Source organism: Pseudorhodobacter sp., from assembly GCF_034675685.1.
GTDB lineage: Bacteria > Pseudomonadota > Alphaproteobacteria > Rhodobacterales > Rhodobacteraceae > Pseudorhodobacter.
On record NZ_JAUCDA010000002.1, the window covers coordinates 193,322 to 208,806 of the forward strand.

Sequence of the window (15,485 nt, forward strand, 5' to 3'; positions counted from 1 at the left end):
AAACCTGCCATACCAGATAGAGGAGCCACCCATGTCCTATACCCCCGCCCAAGATCGCTATTCCCGCATGACCTACCGCCGTTGCGGCAAATCCGGGCTGAAACTGCCTGCGGTGTCGCTGGGTCTGTGGCATAACTTTGGCTATGACACCCCACACCAGACCAAGCGCGCCATATGTCAAACCGCGTTTGACCATGGCATCACCCATTTTGACCTTGCCAATAATTACGGCCCGCCCCCCGGATCGGCAGAAGAGGCGTTTGGTGATATTCTGGCGACGGATTTCAAAGGCTACCGGGATGAGCTGATCATCTCATCCAAGGCGGGCTATGAGATGTGGGATGGCCCGTATGGCGAATGGGGCAGCCGAAAATACCTGATCGCGTCTTGTGATGCATCACTGAAACGGATGGGGCTGGATTACGTCGATATTTTCTATTCGCACCGCTTTGACCCTGACACACCGCTAGAGGAAACCATGGGCGCGCTTGACCATATCGTGCGGTCTGGCCGGGCGCTCTATGTCGGGATTTCCAGCTACAACTCGGCCCGCACACGCGAAGCTGTGGAAATTTTGCGCGATCTGGGCACGCCTTTGGTGATCCACCAACCCAGCTATAACCTGCTGAACCGTTGGGTCGAAAAGGATGGGTTGAAGGAAACCTTGGCTGAATTGGGGGTTGGCTCTATCGCGTTTACGCCACTGGCGCAGGGCATTTTGACCAAGAAATATCTGGGCGGCATTCCCGAGGGCAGCCGCGCGGCGCAAGGCAAATCGCTGAACCCCGCAACCATTACAGACCGGGCGCTGGCCTCGGTCAAGGCGCTGGACGGCATGGCGCAGGCACGCGGGCAAACGCTGGCGCAGATGGCGATTGCCTGGGTGCTGCGGGAGGGCGGGATTACCACCGCGCTTATCGGCGCGTCCAGGCCCGAACAGGTCAAGGATTGCGCAGGCGCAGTTGGAAACCTGGAGTTTACAGCGGCGGAACTGGCCGAGATTGACCGGATTTCCTCGGAAGAAGACATCAACCTTTGGGCGCGTTCCTCGGCTGAATAGGCGCAGGGCGGTTTGCGTTTGGTCTGCCGTGGATCAGATCAAACGCAAACCACATTAGCGGCGGCTGGCTTGCAACACCAAAGCGTTACCCGCGAACATCTGCAACGCGCCATCGGTGGCAAAGCTGTAGCTGGTAACCCGGCTCAACGCCTGGCCAAACCGCGCCTCGGCATCCATATCGGCGGGGGCGCAGGCCATCCGTGTCATCGCCCCATCTGCGAACGTCAGGGTATAGCCGGATTGCGTGTAGGTACTGTTGTAACGATTGCAGCCAGAACTGCCCGCAACCTTGCCATCCCCCATATCCATCGTCACCGTAACGCCGGGAATTGTCGCGCCGTTGATCGCTGTAACCTGCCAATTGCCAGCCAGATTGGCATTCTGGACCGGCTCCGGCTGCGGCGCCTCCACGCAGCCCGCCATGAACAGGCCAAGCCCCATCGCAGCCGTCACCAGTAGGGAAGTTTTTCTCATGGTCGTTCCTTTTCTGAAATCAGTCCTATGTCCAGGCATCAAGGCAGTTTTTGCAAAATATCCAGGCTTGGGTATCCATCCGCCACAATGCCGTTGGCGCGCTGGAACCCCTTGACGGCGGCAATCGTGTTTGGCCCCATTTTGCCATCAATCCCCAGCGTATCAAACCCCGAGCGGGTCAGCCGGGATTGCAGATCCAGGCGTTCCTCCAGCGTCAAGGCCCGCAAATCGCGCGGCCAGCCGGATTTGATCCGCATCCCGTCTTTCAGCAGGTCGGCCAGATGCCCCACGGCAATCACATAGGCATCGGCGCTGTTGTACCGCTCGATCACCTGAAAATTCGAGAAAATCAGAAACGCTGCCCCCCGCGCGCCCCCCGGCAGCAGAACCGAGGCCGCGCCATGATCGGGCAAATCGCCGCCATCCACCCGGCGCACGCCCAGCGCTTGCCATGCGGCCACCGGCTTTTTCACCCGCTCGCTGGTTTGCTCATAGTCGAACCCGGCGGGCAGCGTGATTTCCAGCCCCCAGGGCGCGCCCTTGGTCCAGCCGAACCCCGCCAGATAGGCCGCCGAGGATGCCAGCGCATCGGTGGGGTCATCACCCCAGATATTGCGCTTGCCATCGCCATCAAAATCCACGGCATAGGCAAGGAAGGATGACGGCATGAACTGCGTATGCCCCATCGCCCCCGCCCAACTGCCCTGCATGGTCGCAGCCTTCGTATCACCCGATTGCAAGATTTTCAGCGCGGCCAGCAACTCGGCCTCAAAGAACGTGGCGCGCCGCCCGTCATAGGCCAGCGTAGCCAGCGATTGAATTGTCGGAACGGTGCCGCGAAACGTGCCATAGGCGCTTTCCAACCCCCAGATCGCCGCAATCACCTCTTTTTCCACCCCGTATTTCGCCTCAATCCGCGCCAGAACCGCCGCATTTTTTGCCAGCGCGGCTTTGCCATTGGTCACCCGCGCCTCTGATGCCGCCGTGTCAAGATAGTCCCAGATCGTCTTGGTGAACTCTGATTGATTGCGGTCGCGGCGGATGACATCAGGGTCATAGGACAAGCCCGTCAGCGCCTGATCCATCACAGCGCCCGATATCCCCGCCGCCGCCGCGCGCAAGCGAAACGCGGCAATCCATGTTTGCAGGCCTTGGGTATCGGCAACCGGGGTAACATCGGCCATGGCAGCAACTTTCTGGGGGGCGAGGGGGAAAGCGGTTTCGGCCGGGCTGGCGCTGGCAATGCCAATTCCCAGACCGCACGCGCCCAAAAGATGAAAATACCGCATAGCGCAGCCCCGCTTTTCTGTTGCGCTCAGTTTAGCGCTTGGCGCCCGATTGGCAACGCGGGGCCGGTGGCATGCGCGGTTATTTGCGCTTGCGCAGCACTTTGCGCTTGATCGCTTTGGCCTTGGCAGCGGCCTTGCCGGGTTTGCGCGGCCCGCCCCTGCCGCGTGGCGCGTGGCTTTTGGGCAAGGTCCGGTCTTCGATTTCAAGCAGCTCCAAAATCAACCCGCCGGTTACTGGCACCGCCTCGGTCAATCGCACGGTTACACGCTGACCGATGCCGATGGTCATCCCGGTATCGGCCCCCATCAGGGTCTGACTATCCGCGTCAAAATGGAAAAACTCACGCCCGACCGAGCGGATCGGCACAAGGCCATCGGCGCCACTGTCATCCAGCTTCACAAACAGGCCAAAGCGTTGCACCCCTGACACCCGGCCGGTAAAGCTGGCCCCCACCCGTTCCGACAGATAGGCCGCAAGGTAACGGTCGGTGGTGTCACGCTCGGCCAGCATCGAACGGCGTTCAGTGTCCGAGATTTGCTTGGCGGTATCGGCAAGTTCCTCAATATCCTGCGCCGTCAGCCCGTCACTGCCCCAGCCATGCCCCGCAATCAACGCGCGATGCACGATCAGGTCGGAATAGCGCCGGATAGGCGAGGTGAAATGCGCATAATTACGCAAAGCCAGCCCGAAATGGCCAAAGTTTTGCGGGTTGTAATAGGCTTGGGTCATTGACCGCAGGGTCGAAATGTTGATCAGCTCATCAAATTCCGTCCCCTCTGCCGCCGACAGCAACTGGTTCAGATGCCTGGTTTGCAGCACCTGCCCCTTGGCCAGCACAAAACCAGACGCCTCGGCCACTTCGCGCAGGGCTTGCAGTTTTTCCGGGCTGGGTTCTTCGTGCACCCGAAACAACAGCGGTGTTTTCAGTTTTATCAGCTCCTCGGCGGCAGAGACATTGGCGAGGATCATGAACTCTTCAATCACCTTATGCGCGTCGAAGCGTTCGTAATAATCGACCGACAGCACCTTGCCCTCATCCGACAGGATGATCTTGCGTTCAGGCAGGTCCAGATCCAGCGGCTGGCGTTCATTGCGGGCCTGTTTGGTGGCGTGGTAGGCGGCGTAAAGCGGGCGCAGCACATCGTCCAGCAGCGGTTCGGTTACGGTATCGGGGGTGCCATCAATCGCAACCTGCACCTGCGCATAACTGAGCGAGGCCACAGAACGCATCATCCCACGCGTAAAGCGGTGGCTGATCTTGCGGCCATGCGCATCCAGCACCATCCGCACCGCCATACAGGCGCGATCGACGTTTTCGTGCAACGAACACAGATCACCCGAAAGTGTGTCGGGCAGCATCGGCACCACCCGGTCGGGGAAATAGCTGGAATTGCCGCGTTTTTTCGCCTCACGGTCAAGCGCCGAACCGGGGCGAACGTAATGTGCCACATCGGCAATCGCAACCCAAACGATATGCCCGCCGGGATTGGCCTTATCGGGGTCGGGCATCGCCAGCACCGCATCATCGCGGTCGCGGGCATCCACCGGGTCAATCGTCACCAAGGCCAAGTCGCGCAGATCTTCGCGCTTGGCCATCGGGGCGGGTTCGGCGGCATCGGCCTCGGCCACCACATTGTCGGGAAATTGGTCAGGAATACCATGTTCGTGAATGGCGATCAGCGAAATCGCACGCGGGCCAGACGGGTCACCCAGCCGCGCGGTGATGCGGGCTTGCGGCAGGCCCATGCGGCGGGGGCCTGCTTGTTCAGCCTCGACCAGCTCGCCATCGCGGGCGTCCATGGTGCCGTCACGCAACACGCGCCATTCCTTGTCATTCTTTTTATCGACCGGAACAATCCGCCCACCTTCGCTATCGGTTCGGAATATCCCCAGCAGCTTCAGCGGGTTGGAGCCAAGTTTGCGGATCAGCCGCGCCTCATAGTCATGGTCCTTGCCGCCCACGGGTTCCAACCGCGCCAAAATCCGGTCACCCTGCCCCAGTGCCGGGTCGGATTTTTTGGTGATGATCAGAATACGCGGGGCATCGCCTTCGTCGTTCCATTCCACCGCGCTGGCAAACAGATCGCCATCGGCGTCCGGTGCCTCGACCTTCAAGATAGACACAGGCGGCAGCGCATCAGGGTCGCGGTAATGGCGCTGCTTTTTGACCAGCGCGCCCTCCTCCTCCAACTCTTTCAGCATACGCTTCAGCTCAATGCGCAATGCGCCGCCTTTGATACCAAAGGCCCGCGCGATATCGCGTTTGGATGTCAGCGTCGGGTTGTCAGCCAACCATTGCACGATCTGGGGTTTAGACGGTAATTGTTCCATGATCATGCCCTATAGCGTTTCAACTATAACTTGAAACAAAATTTTCCACATAACGCGTTGAAATCTCTGATTTCAGGCAGCGATATGTGATTCCGGATTAAGGCGAAACACTTTAGCATGCGCAATTCGCGGCGTCACGCGTCAAGCGACAGGTCCAACATCATATCTCGGTGAGGAATACCGGCATCATCATATTCGGGGCCATACGCCGCAAACCCCAGCTTTTCGTAAAACGCAATTGCATGGGTTTGCGCACCCAGCTTGACCGTTTCAATACCCGGCATCTGACGGAACTGTTCCACAGCGGCCCGGATAAGCGCCGCCCCAAGCCCGGTGCCGCGTTGATCGGCCAACACACACACCCGCCCGATTTTACCGATCTTGCCCGCAGTCAGCAGCCTGGCCGACCCCACGGCCCTATCGCCAACCCGTGCCAAAAGATGCGTTGCCTGCGCATCAAGATTATCGCGCTCATCCGCCTCGGATACGCCTTGTTCTTCGATGAACACGGTGCGCCGCAGGCCCAGACAGGCCGTGATATCTTGCGTGACCTCAATCTTGGCGCTCATGCGAAATAATCCGCCAAAATCCGGCTGTAGATGGCCTTGAGGTGGTGAATCTGTGCCACCTCGACCCGTTCATCGACCTGATGCATGGTTTTGCCGACAAGGCCAAATTCCACCACCGGGCAATGATCTTTGACAAACCGCGCATCTGATGTACCGCCAGAGGTGGAAAGTACCGGGGTCACCCCCGTTTCCGCCTGCACCGCCTTGGCAACCAGCGCCGAAAGTTCACCCGGCGGCGTGATAAAGCTTTCGCCCGAGATTGTGGTCGTAACGCCAAATTGAATGTCGGTTGCGGCCTGCATCGCCGCCGCCTCGGCCCGCAGCCAATCGGAAATCGACGCGCCGCTATGGCAGTCGTTGAAGCGGATATTCACCGTGGCGCGGCAGGTCGCCGGGATAACATTTGTCGCCGTATTGCCGGTATCAATCGTGGTGATTGCCAGCGTAGACGGGTCGAAATGCTCGGTGCCTGTATCAAGCTCATGCGTTGCCAGCTTGTCCATCAACCGCACCATCGCATTCAGCGGGTTGTTGGCGCGGTGCGGATACGCGGAATGGCCCTGCACGCCGCGCGCCGTAAAATGCGCGGTGAGCGAGCCACGCCGCCCGACCTTCATCATCTCGCCCATCACATTCGGGCAGGTCGGCTCTCCGACAAGGCAGACGCTCATCTGTTCGTTATTGGCAGCCATCCAGTCCAGCAGGGCCACAGTGCCATCGGCGGCGATATCTTCCTCATCGCCGGTAATGGCCAGGATCACAGCGCCATCGGGCGGGGTTTGACGGATAAAATCAATCGCTGCGGCGGCAAAGGCGGCGACCCCCGATTTCATATCGGTCGCCCCCCGGCCATACATCCAGCCATCCACAATCGCGGCCCCAAAAGGGTCATGCGTCCATGCGGCAATGTCACCCACGGGCACAACATCGGTATGCCCGTTAAAGCCAAAACTGCGATTCGCACCGGGGCGCCCCCAGCGCGCAAAAAGATTGGCGATGCCCCCCCGATCCACCCGCGTACAGCTAAAACCGGCACTTGTCAGCAAACCCTCCAGCAAAACCAGCGCCCCACCTTCGGCAGGTGTCACGGAATTGCAACGGATAAGATCGGCGGTCAAAGCAACGGGGTCAATGGGCGTGACGGTATTGCGCATCTGTGATCATCCTTGGATAAGCTGCGCCTCTGGCGGCACCGCCAAGCGATAACGCCTCTGTCATGCACGCGCAACCGGGGGTAAAAGAGTCTTTGCGAAATGTCGGTAACCCGAGATGCCATAAATAAGTCTAAAATGACGGCGATAATTGCGTGGGGCTGTTTGCGCAGCATTAAGCAAACGGGCGCTTACTGTCATCAAGCAAATGTTGGGAGAGTGTAAAATGGTTGCTGCATCAAAACTGGCTGTGGACACCTCGGCAACGGCAGAAGAAATGGCTGCGACCATGTTCGGGTCTGGCATCACGGTCAACCACGCCACCTATACCGGGGCGAACTCGGCCTCGGGTATTTATTCGGGCGGGCTTACCACCTCGCCGGGTGTGGTGCCCTCAGACAGCGGTGTTATTCTGTCGACCGGCAGGGCCTCCGATTTTACCAACTCAAGCGGCGCAGCCAACCGCAGCGCGTCCACCACAACCGAACATAAAACACCGGGTGACAGCCAGCTTGATGCGATATCGGGCCAAAAAACCTATGATGCGGCGATCTTTGAAGCGAATTTCACGCCAATCGGCAACACGCTGACAATGCAGGTCAGCTTCTCGTCAGAGGAGTATCTTGAATTTGTCAAATCCGGTTTCAATGATGCGGTGGGTGTTTGGGTAAATGGGGTGCCCGCAGTGCTGACCGTGGGCACAGGCGCGATTTCCATCGACAATATAAACAACGTCTCCAATTCCAATCTTTATGTAAACAACCCGGCAAGCAGCTCTCCCTATAATACCGAGATGGATGGTTTTACCATCACCCTGACCCTTAAAGCCCCGATGAACCCCGGCGTGCCAAACACGATAAAAATCGCAATCGCCGACGGGGGGGATCGCATGTATGACAGCAATCTGATGATCGTCGCGAACAGCGTTCAGACGGCGCTGATTGCCAATGATGACACGGTAGAGCTTGACCCGAACAGCACAAAGGTAATCGACCTGCTTGCCAATGATGTCGGGGCAACCGGGGTCACCCTGACAATCACCAAAATCAATGGGCAGGATGTGGTTGCCGGCAGCACCATCACATTGGCAACGGGTGAAGTGATTACCCTGAATGCTGATGGAACAATCACGTTGGAAAGCGGGTCTTCGGCGGCCAGCAACACCTTTTCCTATGAGGTGTCTGACGGGCTCGGCACTACCGATACCGCCTTTGTCACGGTGGTCACGCTGCCCCCGTGTTTCACCCGAGACACCCGCATCCAGACGGACAGGGGCGAAATTGCCGTGCAGGATTTGATGGCGGGCGACAGGGTGTGGACCTTGGACAGCGGCTTGCAGCCAGTGCGCTGGGTCGGGGCCAGCACGGCCCTGGGCCATGGGGCCTTTGCGCCGGTGATCATCGACGCAAACAGTTTTGGGGTACATGATCGGTTGGTCGTATCCCAGCAACACCGCATCTTGTTCCGTGGGGCCAGGGCAGAGTTGCTGTGCGGCGAGGCCGAGGTTTTGATCCGCGCGCAGCATTTGGTGAATGGCCGCAATGTGCGGCTGGACCAATCAGGCGAAGAAGTGGAATATTTCCACATCCTATGCGACCGCCATGAGATCGTGATGTCAAACGGGCTGGAAACCGAAAGCTTTCATCCCGGCGCGCAGGTATTGAATGCGATGGAGCAAGACACAAGGGACGAGGTTTTGGCCCTTTTCCCCCAGTTGCGCACCAACGCAAACGCCTTTGTCGCAGCCCGCTATGACGTAAAGGCCCATGAGGCCCATTTGCTACTGTCGCAGGCCGCCTGAGGATCAGTCGAAAAACGGCGTCATAGAGGCCACGACAACCGAATTTTCGGTCAGGGCGCGGGTCATCAGCGCCCGCTCTTCAGGGTCAATTTCGTCGCCTGATTCAAGCCGCTCTTCCAGGGTGCCGTATCCCGACACATCAAGCGGCGCCATATCAGCTTGCTTCAGGATCGCCACGGTTTCACGCACCGCCTCGGCCTCATCCACACCGCTGGCATAGATCATCAGGGCTGCGCCTGTTGCCTTGGCAGGCAGGCCGTCGCCGGGGTTGCGGCCAACCTCGATCACCAATGTATAGACCTGCTGACGCGAGGTCTTTTTGGGCTTTTCGGCATCATCTGTCATGGGGTCACCCTTGGAATTTGTCGCGTTGGCCTGAACGCACGCGCCGCGATTGTCAAGCAATGTGCAACCGGACAAGATGGAAAAGGCCTGCCCGGCCCCGCTTGAACAGCCCCGCTTGAACAGCAATGGCGAAATATCAGGGGCGCATTGCAGTGAGAAACCGGGCTGCCGGGCCGCAATGGCATGGGCAAAAGCGCCACCATCAAAACCATCATGGGGCGGCAAAGCACGGGAAGGCGCCATCTTACCCCTGCCGCCAGAGCGTGCCGCCCCTCGGGCACAAACCCGAAAACATCGGAAATGCCGGCGCTGCCCTTGCTGCGCATGTTCGAGAACCGCGCCAATCCGCTTGTCACCCAAGGCGGGCCGATCGCGCGCGCCCCAATGCCCTTGCTGCCCGGTACAGCCCGTCACGCAACCCCCCTTCCCCCTGCCGTAATTTCCGCTAGGGTCGGCCCATGTTGTGGATCAATAGTGAAATCACCCTTGCGGATTGGGAACTGTCAGAAACCTTCACACGCTCCTCGGGGCCCGGCGGGCAGAATGTGAACAAGGTCGAAACCGCGGTCGAGTTGCGGTTTGAGGCAGAACGCTCTCCACATCTGTCTGGCCCGGTGAAAACCCGGCTGAAACGGCTTGCGGGCAGGCGCTGGACGCTGGATGGTGCGATTGTGATCCGCGCCGAGGAAACCCGCAGTCAGATCCGTAACCGCGAATTGGCGCGCGAACGGCTGGCAGAACTGATCCGCGCCGCACTTGTCGCCCCCAAGCGGCGAATCCCGACCAAGCCAACCTATGGCAGCCAAAAACGTCGCCTTGCCGCCAAGGCCGTGCGCGGCACCGTTAAAACCCTGCGCGGCAAAGTGGAGCCTGACGAATGACACCCAATGTTGAAAGCCTGACCGACCGCCGCGCCCGCCTGATGGGGCCGAATGTGCCAACCTTCTATCGCAACCCGGTGCATATTGTCCGGGGTGAGGGGGTTTGGCTGTGGGATGTGGAGGGCAAGCGCTACCTTGATTGCTACAATAACGTGCCGCATGTCGGGCATTGCCACCCGGCGGTGGTTGCGGCGATTGCCACACAGGCCGCCATTCTGAACACCCACACCCGCTATCATCACGATCTGGTGCTGGACTATATCGAGCAGCTTATTGCGCGGCTGGGTCATGATATTTCGCAATGTATCATGACCTGCACAGGGTCAGAGGCGAATGATATCGCGCTGCGCATGGCGCAGGCGGTGACGGGAAAAATGGGGATTATTGCGACCGACAACACCTATCACGGCAACACGGCGGCGACCTCGGCGCTGTCATCGCGCCGCCCGCCGATCGGGGGGTATCCGGCGCATGTCCGGCGGATTCCGGCCCCCGACAGCCTGCGCAGCCCCGACCCGGATGGCAGTATTTTTGCCGCCCAGATTCAGGCGGCGATTGACGATCTGAACGCCTGCGGCATAGGCTTTTCCGGCATGATGCTTTGCCCCGCCTTTGCCAATGAAGGCATCCCCACCGTCCACCCCGGCTTTTTCGACAAGGCGCAAGCCGTGATCCGCGCGGCAGGTGGGCTGGTGTTGTGTGATGAGGTGCAGCCGGGCTTTGGCCGCATGGGCAGCCATTTCTGGGGGCATGACTGGCTGGGCTTGACGCCCGATGTGGTGACCTGTGGCAAGCCAATGGCGAATGGGCATCCGGTGGCGGCAGTGCTGGCGCGGCCCGATGTGATGGCGGCGTTTCGCAATGCCTTTGGCTATTTCAATACTTTTGGCGGCAATCCGGTATCGGCGGCCGCCTGCATCGCGACGCTGAAGGTGATCGACGATGAGCGGCTGCAAGACAACGCGGCCCAAACCGCCGCCTATGTCATGGAGCGGTTGCGCGCCCTGCGCCACCCGCTGCTGGCCGAGGTGCGCGGTGTGGGCCTGTTCTTTGGGGCCGAATTTGTGCTGGACGCCGAAAACACCCCCGCCACCGCATTCGTCGAGGATCTGGTCGAGGTGATGGTGGCCAAGGGCTTTATTCTGAACCGCATTGGCCGCGCCGAGAATACCCTGAAAATTCGCCCGCCGCTGCCCTTTGGGCGCGCGCATGCCGACCTGTTGATTGACGCGCTGCAAGAGGCGCTGGCAACAACGCCGGTGCCAGCATGACTATCCAGGACCTGGCCCGTGAGGCCGCCGCACAATGGGGGGGGCACGCCCCTTGCCCTGATCCGCAACCGCGAAAACGCCGTGTTCCGCATGGCCTTGCCAAATGGCAAACACGCCGCGTTGCGGCTGCACCGCATGGGCTATCAGACCAAGGCAGCAATTGCGTCAGAGCTGTGGTTTTGTGGGGCTTTGGCCGACAATGGCCTGCCGGTGCCGCGCCCGCTGCCTGCCCAGAACGGCGCCGATCTGGTGACGGTGCAGGGCGGCCGCATGGCCACCGCCGTAGAATGGCTGCCGGGCGCGCCACTGGGCGAGGCGGGGGTGCCGCTGGCCGGTTCCGCCGCAGATCAGGCAGCGCAGCATCATGCCCTTGGCCAATTGCTGGCCCGCATCCACAGCGCCCCCCTATCGCTGAACCTGCCAAGCACATTTGACCGCCCGTCCTGGGATATTGACGGGCTGACTGGGGAAACCCCGTTCTGGGGCAGGTTTTGGGATCATGCCGCGCTGACCAAGCCCGAGCGCGACCAGATGCAAAGCGCGCGTCAGTTTTTGCGCGCCGCCCTGCAAACCCATGCCAAGACCACGCCGATCATCCCGGTTCACGCCGATGTACTGCGCGAAAACATCCTTGTAGACGGCAAGGCCCTGTCGCTGATCGACTTTGACGACAGCGGCCTTGGCTTTCCTCTTTATGATCTTGGCACCGTCTTGTCGCAAAACCTGTATGAGCCTGCCTTCGCCGATATTCGCGACGCGCTTATTGCTGGCTATAAGGGTCTGCGCCCGACAGATGCGGCAATGGTTGATATCTTTACGCTTGCCCGTTGCCTTGCTTCGGTGGGCTGGACGATGCCGCGCCTTGCGCCCGATGACCTGATCATGCGCAGCCATATCGCCCGCGCCCTGCTTTGTGCAAAACGGGTCATGGCGTGATCTCTGCCTTTTTTGGGGCCATCCGTGACGCAATTCGCAGCCTGTTCTATCGCCCGGATTTACTGCAGGTTGCGGCACTCTGCTGGCGCAGGAATGACGGCGACATCCAGCTTTTGCTGATTCGCAGCCTTGACAGCAAGCGCTGGATGATTCCCAAAGGCTGGCCCATGCGCGGCAAAACCCTGGCCGAAGCCGCCAGAATCGAGGCGTGGGAAGAGGCGGGCGTAAAGGGCCACATCTCTTCCGACCCGATCGGCAGCTTTCGCTACCACAAGCGGCGGGCGACCGGCCTGAAACAATCCTGCACCGTTTACGTCTTTGCCCTGCATGTCACCAGCATCGCAGATAATTTCCCAGAAGTTGCCCTGCGTAACCCACGATGGATGTCGAAAACCGACGCAATCAAACGGCTACGCCAACCGGCGCTGCAAGCGCTTATTCAAGACCATCTTGCGAATTTTGAGTGATCTGCGTTGTTCCCACGCGAAAAACCAGATAGCACCCGCGCAAAATGTAACACGCGCATGACAGGCCATCCCAATGACCGACCGCCCGGTGAACCAGTGGAAGACGCTGGACAAAGACCTTAACCGCATCTCGCATCTGGAACAGGCCACCCAATATGTGGCCCGCCCGCTGGTTGCGCCCGGCTTGGGGTTGGCGTTCATCGTGTTCGTAGCCGTGGTCGCCGCCATGTTGACGGGCGGATCACAAGACCAGCTTATCGTCATTTCTGCGGCTGTATTCGGGGCCTATATGGCGCTGAATATCGGGGCCAATGATGTGGCCAACAACATGGGCCCGGCGGTCGGGGCCAATGCCCTGACGATGGGCGGTGCGATTGCGATTGCCGCAGTGTTTGAGACTGCCGGCGCGCTTTTGGCTGGCGGTGATGTGGTTTCAACCATTTCAGGCGGGATTGTCTCACCGGAAAGTCTTGCTGACCGGGGCACGTTCATCTGGGCGATGATGGCCGCGCTGATCTCGGCGGCGCTGTGGATCAACCTTGCGACATGGATGGGCGCACCGGTGTCGACCACCCATTCGGTTGTTGGCGGCGTTATGGGGGCAGGCGTTGCGGCAGCGGGGCTGATGGCTGTCAACTGGCCCACAATGGCGCAGATCGCCGCAAGCTGGGTCATTTCTCCGGTTTTGGGGGGCGCGGTTGCGGCGATGTTTTTGGCCTTTATCAAGGCCAAACTGGAATATGCCGATGATAAAATTGCGGCCGCGCGCCGCTGGGTGCCAATTTTGACAGCGATCATGGCAGGGGCATTTGCTGCCTATCTCTCGCTCAAAGGTCTGAAAAAGATTGTCGAGATTGACCTGCCGACAGCTTTGCTGATCGGGGTTGGCGTGGGCTTGGTGACGCAGGTCATCACCAAGCCGCTTGTCCGTCGGCAATCCGAAGGGCTGGAGAACCGCAAGAAATCGCTTAAAAAGCTGTTCGGCATACCGTTGGTCGCCTCGGCGGCGTTGCTGTCCTTTGCGCATGGGGCGAATGATGTGGCCAATGCCGTTGGGCCACTGGCCGCGATCGTTCATGCCGTCCAGGATTTTGACACCTCCAGCAAGGTACAGATTCCGCTTTGGGTGATGGTTGTGGGGGCCGCCGGAATTTCCTTTGGGCTTTTGTTGTTTGGCCCAAAATTGATCCGGATGGTAGGCAGCCAGATTACCAAGCTGAACCCGATCCGCGCCTATTGTGTGGCGCTGTCAGCGGCGATCACGGTTATCCTGGCCTCATGGCTGGGCCTGCCGGTCAGTTCGACGCATATCGCGGTTGGCGCCATATTTGGCGTCGGGTTTTACCGCGAATGGCATGCCGAACGCCGCGCCCGCGAGTTGGGGATTCTAAAGGGCAAACCCGTAGCGCCAGAGGAACGCGGCCGCCGCAAACTGGTGCGCCGTTCGCATTTCCTGACGATCATTGCCGCCTGGGTCATCACGGTTCCGGCAACGGCCTTGCTGTCAGCCGGGGTATTTTGGTGCCTGTCGCTGTTGGCGCTTTGAGGCGGCATCTGCGGAAAAAAGGCTGACTTTCCGCCCCGGTTCTGCACAGCGCCCGATCAGACAATCACATCCAGCGCCGTCTGGTTGCCGACCCCAAACACCCGCTTGTAGCGGGCAATCTCATCGGCCGGGCCCATTGCCTTGTTGGGATTATCAGACAGCTTTACCGTAGGCCGGCCATTGGCCGAAACCGCCTTGCACACAAGGCTGAACGGCGCCAGCGCATCCCCCGCCACCAAGCCGCGGAAATCATTGGTCAGCATGGTGCCCCAGCCAAACGACACCTTTACCCGGCCCACGAATTGGCGGTGCAACGCCTCGATCACCTCGGCATCCAGCCCATCGGAAAAAATCACCAGCTTTTTGCGCGGGTCTTCACCACGCGCTTGCCACCATTTGATCGCCATTTCCGCCCCGGTTGCCGGGTCACCGCTGTCAATCCGAATCCCGGTCCATTTCGTCAACCATTCCGGCGCACGAGCAAGAAAACCCTGGGTGCCGTAGGTATCGGGCAGCATGATGCGCAGGTTGCCGTCATGCTCTTCATGCCAATCGGCAAGCACCTGATAGGGCGCTTGCGCCAGCTCGGCATCACTATCGGCCAAAGCGCTGTAAACCATCGGCAATTCATGGGCGTTGGTGCCGATCGCCTCGACCTCTCGGCGCATCGCGATCAGACAGTTCGAGGTGCCGGAGAACGCCGAACCAAGGCCTTCTTGCATCGCCTGCACGCACCAATCCTGCCACATGAAGGAATGTCGCCGCCGCGTACCGAAATCGGCAATCTTCAGCCCGTCGATCTTGCGCAGGCGCTCGATTTTCTCCCATAGTTTGGTCATGGCGCGGGCGTAAAGCACCTGCAATTCAAACGCACCCATGCCGCCCAGCACTGCACGGCCCCGCAACTCCATCAGCACTGCCAGCGCCGGAATTTCCCACATCATCACCTCGGGCCATTTGCCCTCAAACGTCAGTTCATACTGGCCATCGCGTTTTTCAAGATGATAGGGCGGCAGTTGCAGCCCCTCGAACCACTCCATGAAATCATGGCGAAACATCTGGCGCTTGCCGTAAAACATGTTGCCGCGCAGCCATGTGCTTTCGCCACGCGACAGGCGCAGGGTGCGAATATGGTCCAACTGCTCACGCAGTTCCCCCTCATCCACCAGATCGGCAAGGCGAATGCTTTTGGTGCGGTTGATCAGGCTGAAGGTGACATTGGTGTCGGGCTTGTTGCGAAACACCGATTGGCACATCAGCAGCTTGTAAAAATCGGTATCCAGCAGCGACCGGACAATCGGGTCAATCTTCCATTTGTGGTTATAGACCCGCGTTGCAATATCAACCATGTTCCGCCCCTGTT

General features: G+C 59.7%; 14 protein-coding genes. 7 read left to right on the forward strand and 7 right to left on the reverse strand.

Features of this window, described 5'->3' with window-relative positions:
* The first annotated feature begins 31 nt into the window (after window positions 1-31).
* Window positions 32-1,060, forward strand: a complete 1,029-nt coding sequence (gene mgrA / locus VDP61_RS01020; RefSeq protein ID WP_323005080.1) for an L-glyceraldehyde 3-phosphate reductase — start codon at window positions 32-34, stop codon at window positions 1,058-1,060.
* A gap of 54 nt (window positions 1,061-1,114) precedes the next feature.
* Here mgrA and VDP61_RS01025 read toward each other — a convergent pair whose 3' ends face one another.
* The 5 genes from VDP61_RS01025 to dapE all read right to left on the reverse strand — a co-directional run bounded on the left by VDP61_RS01025 (window position 1,115) and on the right by dapE (window position 6,878).
* A complete protein-coding gene (locus VDP61_RS01025; RefSeq protein ID WP_323005081.1) occupies window positions 1,115-1,534 on the reverse strand; it encodes an META domain-containing protein in 420 nt (139 codons plus the stop codon).
* Window positions 1,535-1,572: 38 nt separating this feature from the next.
* Window positions 1,573-2,823, reverse strand: coding sequence for a lytic murein transglycosylase (locus VDP61_RS01030; RefSeq protein WP_415233865.1), 1,251 nt, complete (start codon window positions 2,821-2,823; stop codon window positions 1,573-1,575).
* 79 nt (window positions 2,824-2,902) lie between these two features.
* Window positions 2,903-5,155, reverse strand: a complete 2,253-nt coding sequence (gene rnr / locus VDP61_RS01035) for a ribonuclease R (RefSeq protein ID WP_323005082.1) — start codon at window positions 5,153-5,155, stop codon at window positions 2,903-2,905.
* Window positions 5,156-5,289: 134 nt separating this feature from the next.
* On the reverse strand, window positions 5,290-5,724 hold the full coding sequence (locus VDP61_RS01040; protein WP_323005083.1) for a GNAT family N-acetyltransferase: 435 nt from the start codon (window positions 5,722-5,724) through the stop codon (window positions 5,290-5,292).
* Window positions 5,721-6,878 carry a succinyl-diaminopimelate desuccinylase gene (dapE, locus tag VDP61_RS01045; RefSeq protein ID WP_323005084.1) on the reverse strand — a complete coding sequence of 386 codons (1,158 nt, stop codon included), beginning with the start codon at window positions 6,876-6,878 and terminating at the stop codon, window positions 5,721-5,723. Before dapE ends, VDP61_RS01040 begins: the two co-directional genes overlap by 4 nt.
* A 223-nt stretch (window positions 6,879-7,101) precedes the next feature.
* Here dapE and VDP61_RS01050 point away from each other — a divergent pair, with 223 nt between their 5' ends.
* Window positions 7,102-8,676: a choice-of-anchor L domain-containing protein gene (locus VDP61_RS01050; protein WP_323005085.1), complete on the forward strand. Its 1,575-nt coding sequence runs from the start codon at window positions 7,102-7,104 to the stop codon at window positions 8,674-8,676.
* Window positions 8,677-8,679: 3 nt separating this feature from the next.
* On the opposite strand, the gene VDP61_RS01055 is transcribed toward VDP61_RS01050, so the two are convergent.
* The gene (locus tag VDP61_RS01055; protein WP_323005086.1) at window positions 8,680-9,021 is read right to left on the reverse strand and encodes a hypothetical protein; all 342 of its coding nucleotides are present in this window, start codon (window positions 9,019-9,021) and stop codon (window positions 8,680-8,682) included.
* Between the two features lie 458 nt (window positions 9,022-9,479).
* Here VDP61_RS01055 and arfB point away from each other — a divergent pair, with 458 nt between their 5' ends.
* From arfB to VDP61_RS01080, 5 genes are all read left to right on the forward strand, one after another.
* A complete protein-coding gene (gene arfB, locus VDP61_RS01060) occupies window positions 9,480-9,902 on the forward strand; it encodes an alternative ribosome rescue aminoacyl-tRNA hydrolase ArfB (RefSeq protein ID WP_323005087.1) in 423 nt (140 codons plus the stop codon).
* Window positions 9,899-11,173, forward strand: a complete 1,275-nt coding sequence (locus tag VDP61_RS01065) for an aspartate aminotransferase family protein (protein ID WP_323005088.1) — start codon at window positions 9,899-9,901, stop codon at window positions 11,171-11,173. Before arfB ends, VDP61_RS01065 begins: the two co-directional genes overlap by 4 nt.
* A gap of 18 nt (window positions 11,174-11,191) precedes the next feature.
* The gene (locus VDP61_RS01070) at window positions 11,192-12,109 is read left to right on the forward strand and encodes a phosphotransferase enzyme family protein (protein ID WP_323005089.1); all 918 of its coding nucleotides are present in this window, start codon (window positions 11,192-11,194) and stop codon (window positions 12,107-12,109) included.
* Window positions 12,106-12,576: an NUDIX hydrolase gene (locus VDP61_RS01075; RefSeq protein ID WP_323005090.1), complete on the forward strand. Its 471-nt coding sequence runs from the start codon at window positions 12,106-12,108 to the stop codon at window positions 12,574-12,576. The genes VDP61_RS01070 and VDP61_RS01075 overlap by 4 nt, the downstream gene beginning before the upstream one ends.
* Window positions 12,577-12,649: 73 nt before the next feature.
* Window positions 12,650-14,122, forward strand: a complete 1,473-nt coding sequence (locus tag VDP61_RS01080; RefSeq protein WP_323005091.1) for an inorganic phosphate transporter — start codon at window positions 12,650-12,652, stop codon at window positions 14,120-14,122.
* 56 nt (window positions 14,123-14,178) lie between these two features.
* Here VDP61_RS01080 and pncB read toward each other — a convergent pair whose 3' ends face one another.
* Complete coding sequence (pncB, locus tag VDP61_RS01085) at window positions 14,179-15,471, reverse strand: nicotinate phosphoribosyltransferase (protein WP_323005092.1); 1,293 nt, start codon at window positions 15,469-15,471, stop codon at window positions 14,179-14,181.
* Window positions 15,472-15,485: the final 14 nt, after the last annotated feature.